Origin of the sequence: Actinomadura sp. GC306, assembly GCF_004348665.1 — a bacterium.
Classification (GTDB): Bacteria; Actinomycetota; Actinomycetes; order Streptosporangiales; family Streptosporangiaceae; genus Spirillospora.
On sequence record NZ_SMKM01000259.1, the window covers coordinates 1 to 9,532 of the forward strand.

Annotated in this window: 11 protein-coding genes; 3 read left to right on the forward strand and 8 right to left on the reverse strand. The window is 67.2% G+C overall.

Going from position 1 to position 9,532, the window contains the following annotated elements; all coding sequences use genetic code 11:
* Positions 1-49: 49 nt before the first annotated feature.
* The gene (locus E1200_RS26990; RefSeq protein ID WP_131954886.1) at positions 50-535 is read right to left on the reverse strand and encodes a nitroreductase family deazaflavin-dependent oxidoreductase; all 486 of its coding nucleotides are present in this window, start codon (positions 533-535) and stop codon (positions 50-52) included.
* A gap of 72 nt (positions 536-607) precedes the next feature.
* Positions 608-1,141, reverse strand: coding sequence for a TetR/AcrR family transcriptional regulator (locus E1200_RS26995; RefSeq protein WP_207933562.1), 534 nt, complete (start codon positions 1,139-1,141; stop codon positions 608-610).
* A 210-nt stretch (positions 1,142-1,351) separates the two neighbouring features.
* Here E1200_RS26995 and E1200_RS27000 point away from each other — a divergent pair, with 210 nt between their 5' ends.
* Entirely contained in the window at positions 1,352-1,819 is a 468-nt protein-coding gene (locus E1200_RS27000) for a hypothetical protein (RefSeq protein ID WP_131954888.1), read from the forward strand.
* A gap of 119 nt (positions 1,820-1,938) precedes the next feature.
* Here E1200_RS27000 and E1200_RS35380 read toward each other — a convergent pair whose 3' ends face one another.
* From E1200_RS35380 to E1200_RS27020, 4 genes are all read right to left on the reverse strand, one after another.
* Complete coding sequence (locus tag E1200_RS35380; RefSeq protein WP_347813246.1) at positions 1,939-2,418, reverse strand: ATP-binding protein; 480 nt, start codon at positions 2,416-2,418, stop codon at positions 1,939-1,941.
* 120 nt (positions 2,419-2,538) lie between these two features.
* Positions 2,539-3,579: an RNA polymerase subunit sigma-70 gene (locus tag E1200_RS27010; protein ID WP_131954890.1), complete on the reverse strand. Its 1,041-nt coding sequence runs from the start codon at positions 3,577-3,579 to the stop codon at positions 2,539-2,541.
* A gap of 167 nt (positions 3,580-3,746) precedes the next feature.
* Positions 3,747-4,496, reverse strand: a complete 750-nt coding sequence (locus E1200_RS27015; protein WP_165950474.1) for a transporter substrate-binding domain-containing protein — start codon at positions 4,494-4,496, stop codon at positions 3,747-3,749.
* Between the two features lie 167 nt (positions 4,497-4,663).
* Complete coding sequence (locus E1200_RS27020) at positions 4,664-5,329, reverse strand: hypothetical protein (RefSeq protein ID WP_131954892.1); 666 nt, start codon at positions 5,327-5,329, stop codon at positions 4,664-4,666.
* A gap of 469 nt (positions 5,330-5,798) precedes the next feature.
* On the opposite strand from E1200_RS27020, the gene E1200_RS27025 reads away from it, so the two are divergent.
* Positions 5,799-6,569 (forward strand): MBL fold metallo-hydrolase, encoded by a 771-nt coding sequence (locus E1200_RS27025; protein ID WP_131954893.1) that lies wholly within the window; start codon positions 5,799-5,801, stop codon positions 6,567-6,569.
* 212 nt (positions 6,570-6,781) lie between these two features.
* Positions 6,782-7,783: an endonuclease/exonuclease/phosphatase family protein gene (locus E1200_RS27030; protein ID WP_131954894.1), complete on the forward strand. Its 1,002-nt coding sequence runs from the start codon at positions 6,782-6,784 to the stop codon at positions 7,781-7,783.
* A gap of 102 nt (positions 7,784-7,885) precedes the next feature.
* Here E1200_RS27030 and E1200_RS27035 read toward each other — a convergent pair whose 3' ends face one another.
* Both E1200_RS27035 and E1200_RS27040 read right to left on the reverse strand, forming a co-directional pair.
* Entirely contained in the window at positions 7,886-8,497 is a 612-nt protein-coding gene (locus E1200_RS27035) for a maleylpyruvate isomerase family mycothiol-dependent enzyme (protein ID WP_131954895.1), read from the reverse strand.
* 67 nt (positions 8,498-8,564) lie between these two features.
* Positions 8,565-9,509 (reverse strand): RNA polymerase subunit sigma-70, encoded by a 945-nt coding sequence (locus E1200_RS27040; protein WP_131954896.1) that lies wholly within the window; start codon positions 9,507-9,509, stop codon positions 8,565-8,567.
* Positions 9,510-9,532: the final 23 nt, after the last annotated feature.

Here is a 9,532-nt window from a genome sequence, read left to right on the forward strand (position 1 = left end):
CCCAGAAACTGTTGCTCCACAGGGGTGACGCTCGACCGGCGCGGCCGGCTCAGGCCGTCGGGGTGGGGTGGACCGTGAAGCGCACGAAGGGGATGTGCTCTCCGACCTCGCGGTAGTCCTCCGCGCTGCCGTCTACGGCGAAGCCCATGAGCTTGCACAGCCGCCGGGCGGCGGCCGGGTGACGAGCGGCGTAATGGGCCATGATCTCGGCGCCCTCTTCGGTCGGGATGGGGGCGGCGGTCGCCTGCCTCTTCGTGCCGCCGACCTGGAGGGTGGCCTCGGGGGTGGTCATGACGTTGCGGTACCAGTCGGCTCGGGGACCGAATCCGGAGGCCGCCACGTAGCCGTCCTCCTCGCTCTGGACGACCTCGATGACGACCTGCCGCGGTTTGCCGGAAACGCGGCCGGTGTGCGTGAGCAGCATGAGCCGGCGGCCCAGCAGCGGCCCCAGCCCCATGCGGTACAACCGGATCGGCAGCCGCCACAGCCATCGGCGCAGGCCGGTCGGCGGGGCGGGCCTCTCAACGATCTCCATGCTTCACCTCATCCCTTTCGTGGTCGGAGCAAGGCCGAAGGCCCCGCGACTCGCGCCCGCCGGTGAGGACCTTCACGCTTCCCCCTCCAGCAGTTCCCTCACCACGGACAGGACGTCACCGACCGGAAGCTCGCCGTCGATCATGTGGTGCAGCATCAGCCCGTCGATCGACGCGACGATGAGAGCGGCCACCCCGGCGAACCGGGACCGCGGCCACCCGGGATGCAACTCCCGGAGACGGTCCGCGATCTGGCCACGGGCCCGGCGGAGTTCGTCGCGCAGCACCGCGCCCAGGGCGGGATCACGCGTCGCCCCCATGATCAATTCAGCGGCCAGCCTGGTCGGCTGCTCGTCGGCCGGGAGCCGGGCCAGCAGAGTTTGCAACGTCTCCAGCGCGGCCCGCTCGTCCGGCGCCGCCAGCAACTCGGTCAGCATGGGCCCGAGGACGAGGTCCGTGGCCTGCCGGAAGACCTCCGAGTGCAGACCCGCCAGGCCGCCGAAGTGGTAGTGGATCAGCCCGGAATTGGTACCGGCGTGCTCGGCGACGGCGCGCGTGGAAACGCCCGGCCACCCGTCCTGCCCCAGCAGCGCGATCCCGGCTTCCACCAACTGCTGCCGCCGTCGATCACCACGCGGCGAAGTTGGTCGCTCGGCCAAGTTGGTCACACGACCAAGTTAGCACCGGGAACCCGCGAACCACGGGACCGGACCGAGATCACCGCAGGTGTCGGCCTTGTCGGCTTCGACTTCGGAGAATGTGCGGTGGCATGATGGCGGGCCCCTTCCCCGAGGGGGCTCGACCGAAGGGAGCGCAGCATGTCGCAGGAATGGCCGGACTTCACCGCCCGGCTCGGCCGCGTCCTGGCCGCACTCGCCTCCGATGATCGACCCGTCATCTTGATCATCTCGGACGCGTCCGAGCCGGGATGCATGGTGCAGTACATCTGTGGCGACGAGGGCGGGACGTGGGCCGAGGTCGCGAGCAACAGGACCCTGCCGAAGCACCGGCGGCTCTCCAAGGAGGACGAGAAGCACCTGCGCGCCATCGGCTGGGACAAGCCCCGCGGATCGAGGTGGACCCGGGGGTCGGTGCCGAACTGGTCCACGGACCGCTTCAGCGGCCCGGGAGCCGACCACGGCGCACTCGCCGAGATGAGCGTCGCCGCCCTCCGCGACGTCCTGCGCATACCCTCGCCGGGCAGCCTCACCTACGACGCGTTCCATCAGGAAACAGGCGAACCGGTTTCCCTAAGCGACCTCGGCCTCTCCCGCCAGATCGGCTGACCACCCCCGTTCGCCCTCCCCTCGCGGCCCGCCCCGACCCGTCCGGCGGTCTCGGCAACAGTCGCACTCGTTGCATTCGGCTGGAGGGACGCCTTGCGGCAGGGGCGGTCTCCTGATGTTCAGGGCTTGAGGCGGGCCCAGACCCATTTGCCGCCGGACGGGTCGGGGGTGTGGCCGCACTCGGTGGCGCGGGCGGTGACGATGGGGAGGCCACGGCCACCGTTGTCGTCCCAGTCTTCTTCGGAGACGTCCAGCGTTTCGAGCGTCAGCTCGATGAGCGGGTGTATGCGGGGAAGCGTCGGGCTGGCGTCCCATACCGCGATGAGGACGCCAGCGGTGTCGCGGCTGCACTGGTAGCGGATCTCCTTGCCGGGAGTCGCCGCTACGGCGTTGGCGATCAATTCCGAGGCGATGAGGAATGCATCGTCCGAAATGTGCGTACAGCCCCACTTGTCCAATCGCGTTCGCGTCATCGTGCGAGCCAGGCCCGGCACTGCGTTCGACGCCAGCATAGGGATCAGCAGGCAGTCCGGCGTTGTACAGGCCGAGCGACTGGATGAAGCATGGGGCACCGGAGGCCACTTCCAGCGGCTCGTCATATTTGCCCGCAAAGGGCATAATCCGAACTGGTTTTTGCAGCACAGCCAGTACGAGGCCGCGGCGAGTGTGATCCGGATCTACCAGGGGCAGGTCATCCCGCCGCCCCTTCAGACCGAGGACTACATGCGCGCCCTCCTGGCGGAGAGCGATGCCGAGGACCTCGAATTTGTGCCGTCCGCTGGCAGGTGGTTCGGCAGCCCGAGCCGTGGGAACCGATCGCCGTGGAAAGTGGTGATCTCGGTGATGACCCCGCCGGTGATGCGCAGGACGTCGATCGTCAGCGGTAGGTACGCGTCCTCGCGCTTGCGCCACTGGTAGAAGGCGACGGCGGGCTGCCGGTTAACCGAGGCGGGGACGGCGCGTAGGCGCTTCATGCCCTCGAAGCCGCTCTCGACCCAGTCGTTCACCACCGCGTCGCGGCCGATGTACAGGCCCGGCGTGGGCGGCATCGAGCACCGGACGTCATCCCGCAGTAGTGCGGCGAGCCTGCCGACGTCCGTGGCCACGCTGGCGTCGGTATAGCGGCGGACGACCTCGCGTGTCCCGGCGTCCTCCTCGCCGCCGGTCCAGTCCTGCCGCTCGGCGGGAAGGCGCTGCCGCATACCGGCGCGGGCCCGCTGCAGCGCGCTGTTGACCGAGTTGACGGAGTCCCCGAGGGCCTCGGCGACGTCCTTCGCCGGCCAGCCGAGAACGTCCCGCAGGATCAGCACGGCCCGCGGGCGCGGCGCGAGGTGCTGGACGGCGACCAGGTACGCGAGCTCGATCGTCTCCCGCGCGATGGCGACGGCCTCGGGCTCGTCCGCGTCGGCGGCGGGCAACTCGTCCAGCAGACGGTCGGGGTAGGGCTGCAGCCACGGCACCTCGCCGCCGGTCGCGGGTTGCGGGCGGCGCTTGGCGAGCAGGTCCAGGCAGGCGTTGGTGGCGATCCGGTACAGCCAGGCTCGGAACGTCGACCGCCCTTCGAAGGTCTCCCGCCGCCGCCAGGCCCGGAGGAACGTCTCCTGCACGGCGTCCTCGGCGTCCTCGAACGACCCGAGCATCCGGTAGCAGTGGACGTGCAGCTCCCGCCGGTGCCGCTCAGCCAGCCCGGAGAACACCGGCCCATCCACCCTGTCCAGACCGCCCCCGCCCGGCTCCACCAACCGCCTGTCTGTGCTCATCACGTCATCTTCCCTCTCGTCATATCCCGGCATAGGTATGACGGATGCGGACGCGATTACTCATCATCGGGCTAGAGCAAGCCGACCTGCCCGAACCGCCGGGGTCGGCATGCCGCGTCAGCGGTCGGGCCTATGCATGGCCAACCGACCGGAGATGCGGGACGTCATCAGGTCTGCCCCACGCAGCTCAGGGAGCTGATCTCCGGCTTGAAACGGGTCGACCAGTCGGCATAGTCCTTCTGCACGTCCGGGAACCATGTGGTGAAGTTCTGCTCCCACTTCTGGTCGGACAGAAAAGATTCCAGCTGGGCAAGTACGACCTTGCAGTCCGCTTTGTTTCCGGGCTGAAGTCCGATCATCCACCTGTCCTGGTCGGCCGCCGGAATCTCGACCGGGGCCCCGTCCTTGTCCTTGGCCACGATGACGGCGGACGACGTCTCCTGGTATCCGTAAAGGATCAGTAGGTCGGTGCTCACTGCCTGGACTTGTTTGCTCTTGAGGAGCTCGACACACTCTGCGAAGTGAGTCTTGAGCAATATGGAGACACCGAGGTCGTTCAGCGCTTCCTCTGAGGTCGATCCTGTGGTCGTGCAGACGGTCTTGCCTTTGAGGTCTGCGGACTTGCGGATCTTCCGGTAGCCGTTACGAACGAGTACGCCCTGCGGTGTCTGTATATAGGGGCCCGCCAGTTGTATCCTCGCCCTCCGGGCCGTGTTGTCGGAATATGTGGCCACGATCATGGAAAGGTGGCGTTTCTCCAGTTTCTCGTCTCGGTCTTTGGAGACGACCGGAGAGACGACCGTGCTCGTGCCCGTTTTGGTTGCTATGTAATCGACCAGCCGCTTCTCGAATCCATCGAATTTGGACCCGTTCTGCAGACTGATCTGTGGTTGGTCCGACTTCATGCCGACCGTCATGTTTTTTCCGTGCCCGAAATGGGACTCGCTCGCGTGCGTTGCGCTGGGCGAGGACTGTGCCGAGGGGGGCTGCTGCGCGTCGCATCCGGCGAGGCAGAGGAGGGCAGTGAGCGTCAGCGCCGAGGCCCCTGTCCATAGTCGGTTCACGTGTGCGTCCTCGTGTCGGATCATCTGTGCAGAGTTCCTTGTAGATGGACATTGACTGTGCAAGTGGAGTTGGGTTCGACATTTTGCACGGTCATTATTACTTTGCGATCCTTGGCCGGAGGTGAGCCGAGCCGTATATCCTTCTCCGTGCCGGGCTTCAGTTCCACGGGGCCCGACTGCCAGGAGAGCTGCACAGAGAGTCGGATGCTGCCGCCGCAGATGGCTGCTTGCTGGTTCCGGGGCGTCACATCGAATCTCAGAGCGAGGTACGTCCTCTTGTCCGTCGCCATGATCTCCGCGGTAAAGGAATCTCCGGCCTTCATATTATGGAAGTCCTGCGGTGACAGGCGGGCGTCCTTTGAGGTCAGGTACCGAGCGTTGAAGCCGACCAGGAGAAAAGGTATCGCGCAGCAGGATAATGTCCATAGGGTGAATCTCGCGACCCTCTGGTCAATTCTGCCGGAGGTCAGTGCGACCAGGGTCATGGTCGCGCCGGTCACTGCTCCCAGAATCCCCAGGATGGCGATTGCGGTGGGCCCGTTAAGCCAGATGGCGACGGTCCAGAACACGACGCATGTGATGATGCCAAGCAGCAGCCACGGACTGAGGATCTGCTGGCCCTCACCTGTACGGCTCGTTCTGCTTGATTCGTGATGGTTCTCGGCATTCTGGGGGGTATTGTCCATGGGTTAAGCCTTTGTCGGAAACGATAGAAGGACGGATCCACCGGCCCGTGTACTCGGTCGGTGCAGTATGCCCGTCCGAGCCGACAGGGCGCGCGCCGTTCGCCGTGTTCCCGCGCCGATACCGACTGGGGGGACAACCTGAACGGCCTGAGCGAACCACATTTCGTAGGCATCCTGGCGGCCACGTCTTCCGAATTGCTTGCGGCCAAGCCGGCGACACAGGTCGACCTCTGTGGGTATGGCCGATTTTGCTCATGGCAGGGGCTTGACCGGACTTGATGAGCAGGCGACTCTACGGCGAGTTCCTCGAATCAAGTGTTGAGTAACGCATGGAGGGGACGCCGGATGAGGTCGTCGTTAACGCCGATGAGGTTCGGCGGTAGACGCAGCACCCTCCGACACACCGTTACGAAGGCGTTTACCGGCCGCTGCCAGGCCACCGCGTCGCCCGCCGTTCTAGACTTCGCGGGTGACGAGCGAGAATTTCAGCTTGACGGTTCTCGGGTCTGCGACGCCGTACCCGAGCGTGGGCAACCCGTGCTCCGGCTACCTGGTGTCCGGCGCGGGCGCCCGGGTGTGGGTCGACGCGGGCACCGGGACGCTGGCCGAGCTGCAACGGCACGTCCGGCTTGACGAACTGGACGCGATCTGGATCTCACACCTCCACGCCGACCACAGCGCGGACCTCCTCACCGCCTACTACGGCGCGCTCTACGCCGATATCCGGCTCCCCGCGCCGATCCCGCTGTACGGCCCGCCGGGCACGGCCGACCGCCTGGCGCATTTCCTCACGAACACGTCCGTCCGCAGCCCGGTCGAGTCCGCCTTCGCCATCGAGGAACTGCACGACGGGCATTCGGCGCGGGTCGGTGCGCTCACGCTGACCAGCCGGGCGGTTGCGCACGGCATGCCGGCCTTCGCGCTGCGCGTCGAGGCCGAGAGCGCGTCAATGGTCTACTCCGGGGACACGGCCCCCTGCACGGCGCTGACGAGCCTTGCCGAGGGGTGCGACGTGCTGCTGTGCGAGGCCGACAGCGCGGATGTCCCGACGGCGGGGGAGCAGGTCCACCACACGCCGGAGAACGCCGGCGACACCGCCCGCGCAGCCCAGGCCGGCCGGTTGATCGTCACCCACGTCGGACGTTCGCTCACCCCGGAGCAGGCGGTCGCCTCCGCCTCGACCCGCTTCGACGGCCCCGTCGACTACGCCGCCCCCGCCACGACCTTCCCGGTCGGCTGAACACCCGCGACGTGCGAACGCGCGCAGGTGATCTTCGCGCCGCCCGTCATAGGGCCTGGCCGAATTACTATCAGTATGCGGCCGCAAAGTGCATTGATGACCATGACCGGCCAGAAACGTGACGCTGCACCGATGAATTCGGAAAATGAGCTCGCCCATCGGGGACGACATTCCGATTCAGTAGGTGAGAGCTCCCAATGCGAAGAGCGATAGTGACCCTGGCCGCCTTCACCATGATGATCATGCTGGGTGGCCTAGTCGGCGTTCCCGCGGCTGCTGAGAGTGCGCCGACGGTAACAGCCGGTTCCACCCTGCGGATCACCGAGGCCGCCGACGGGAAGCCGATGATCCTGGAGGCTACGCCGGACAACGTACAGCCAATGCGGTTGTCCGCGGCCAGCCGTGCCGCTGCATCCCTGAACATTCCCATACACCACTACAACATCTGCGCCGGCAACAACACGTGCGTCGAAAATTCTGTGCTCAAGGACCGGGCAAAGAACCTGGTGGCCTTCTTCAAGGCCACCGACGACCCCTGGTTCATTTCGCTCAACGAGGTCTGCCGGAAGGATTTCGCAGATCTGAGCGCCAGGACGGGCAGCGCGGGCACGATGGTCGTCAGCCTGCGTCAGAACAAGAATGACTGCGGTGGCGATCTGTTCGGCAGTGCGATTCTGCATCCCGGTGGCGTCAAATTGGACGGCATCGCGGAGTTCCTCCCGTCGCGAGACGACGAGCTGGACTGCACCACGGACGAGTGTCGCGCCATGCTCTGCCTCAAGCTGCAGACCTATGCGGGGGTCATGACGGTCTGCACCACCCACCTGGAGAACGAGTCGGAATGGGCGATGCCCCAGGCGGCCGAGTACCTCTGGATAGCCACCGCGTATGCGGCCGGGCAGCCGAAAGTGCTCGCCGGCGACTTCAACCTGACCCCTGAACAGCTTCGTGACCCGGATGCGGCTCCCGCGTTCTACACGGGCATGCGGGATCTGGTGATCGAGAGCAGCGAGACCATGCCGACCTGGACCGACCATGACGACGACCCGGCGACGTGGCCCGTCCCGGCGACGCCTCGCGGGCACATCGACTACATCTGGGTCGATCGCCGCGGCGGGTCGATCGCGAAGGCGGCCTATTGCGAGAACGAGGCGCTGGCCAGTGATCACTGCTACACCAGCGGCTCCTGGCTCTACACACCGCCGAGCAAGTAGGGAGGCAGCCGTCCCGCAAAGGTGGCGGGGGTTCGGCGGGCGGCCGCCTGACGGTAGATCGTTCCAGGCGGCCGCGCGGCCTCCGGGGCAAGGCGTCCGCCCTCACCGGTTCGTGTGCGGGACCTCGTCGAGGGGGCGCCGTCCGGTGACCACGAGGAGCATGTCCTTGGACGTCATCTCCACGACGGCCGATCCGTCCCCTACCGTTGCGTCCGAGTCGGTGGCGGTCAGTTTCCGTCCGCCGAGGTCGACCCCGAAGTACTTCAACTGCCGGGGCCTGGTCGATGCCAGGACCAGCGCGATGCGCTGCGGCGGTGCCGGGGGCAGGCCGAGCGGCTCGGTGAAGTCGAGGCCGTGGATGACGTCGTGGCTGAGCGCGCCGGCCTGCCCGCCGCCCGGCGGCTGCCAAGGGTGGTCGATGTTGCGGCGCAGGAGGTCGAGCAACTCGGCGTCGCTCCTCGCCTGCGTCGCCGCCCGGGCGTCCCGGTCGGCGTACCTGTTGAAGGAGAACCGGGCGCGGACGATGCCCGCCAGCACCTCGATCGCCTTCGTCCGGTACGCCATCGTCATGTGCGCGACCACCTCACGGACCTGCCAGCCTTCGCACAGGGAGGGCGTGCCCCACTGCTCGGACGTGAGGCCGCCGAGGATGTCGGCGAGGCGCTCCCGCTCCGCATACGTTTCTTTGGCCAGGTCGGCCGAGTTCGTCTCCATCGGGCTGTCCTTCCGCGTCGTCAGGGTTTCACCGACTTGTACGACGCGTCCCGCGACAACTCATCGCTCACACGCTGACGTGTTCAGACACCGAAAGGAGCTCGGGGAGACCGAACTCGGCGAACCTGCGTTCTGTCCCGAGGAACGTCACCATGTGGGCGATCAGCCCCTCCCGCATCTCGACCACCACCAGCGCGAACGGGCGGAGGACGCCGTCGTCCCCGGGCCGGTACTGCCCGAACCCGGGCGCACCGTTGATCCGGCACGGCACCAGCCGAGCCCCCGCACAAGAGTCGTTGCTCCCAACGGCCGCCGCGATCACCCCCGCGCCGTCCATCCGCCAGCGGAACGGCGGCATGGAGGCCACGGCGTCCTCGCGCAGCACCGCGGTCAGCGCGGCGACGTCATGGGACTCGAAAGCGGCCACGTAGCGGCGCAGCAGATTCCGCTGCCCGGCGTCCTCGGGGTCGTAGACGTCGAACGGATCGGGCCGGACGGCGTCCAGCGAGGCCCGCGCACGCTGCAGCGCGCTGTTCACCGCGGGCACCGTGGTGCCGAGGATTTCCGCCGTCTCCTGGGCGCTGAACACGAGAACGTCCCGCAGCACCAGGACGGCCCGCTGGCGGGGAGCGAGATGCTGGAGCGCCGCGATGAACGCCAGCCGAACCGACTCCCGCCCCGCGATCACCTCACCCGGGTCCTGCGCGGCCAGCACACGCGCGTCGGGCATCGGCTCCACCCAGGACTCCGCAGGCAGCGGCGCCCCGAGTTCCGGCCCGGCCGACCCTACGTCCATCACGAGGGCCCGCCGCTTGGCCGCCCGCAGCATGTCGATGCAGACGTTGGTGGCGATCCGATGCACCCACGTGCTCAACCGCGCCCGACTGGGGTCGTACTGCTCCCACCTGGACGAAGCCCGGATCAAGGTCTCCTGGACCGCATCATCCGTATCGGCCGCAGACCCGAGAAGCCGGTAGCAGTAACCAGCCAGGGGCCCCCGCAGAGCCTCCAACTCCCCAACTGCCCCCTCAGCGC

What these genes read in the sequence shown, in the direction of transcription:
- E1200_RS35380 (WP_347813246.1), bottom strand. Translation starts at nt 2,418, where the DNA reads ATGACGAGCCGCTGGAAGTGGCCTCCGGTGCCCCATGCTTCATCCAGT.
- E1200_RS27020 (WP_131954892.1), bottom strand. Translation starts at nt 5,329, where the DNA reads ATGGACAATACCCCCCAGAATGCCGAGAACCATCACGAATCAAGCAGA.
- E1200_RS26990 (WP_131954886.1), bottom strand. Translation starts at nt 535, where the DNA reads ATGGAGATCGTTGAGAGGCCCGCCCCGCCGACCGGCCTGCGCCGATGG.
- E1200_RS27010 (WP_131954890.1), bottom strand. Translation starts at nt 3,579, where the DNA reads ATGAGCACAGACAGGCGGTTGGTGGAGCCGGGCGGGGGCGGTCTGGAC.
- E1200_RS27015 (WP_165950474.1), bottom strand. Translation starts at nt 4,496, where the DNA reads ATGACGGTCGGCATGAAGTCGGACCAACCACAGATCAGTCTGCAGAAC.
- E1200_RS27000 (WP_131954888.1), top strand. Translation starts at nt 1,352, where the DNA reads ATGTCGCAGGAATGGCCGGACTTCACCGCCCGGCTCGGCCGCGTCCTG.
- E1200_RS27035 (WP_131954895.1), bottom strand. Translation starts at nt 8,497, where the DNA reads ATGGAGACGAACTCGGCCGACCTGGCCAAAGAAACGTATGCGGAGCGG.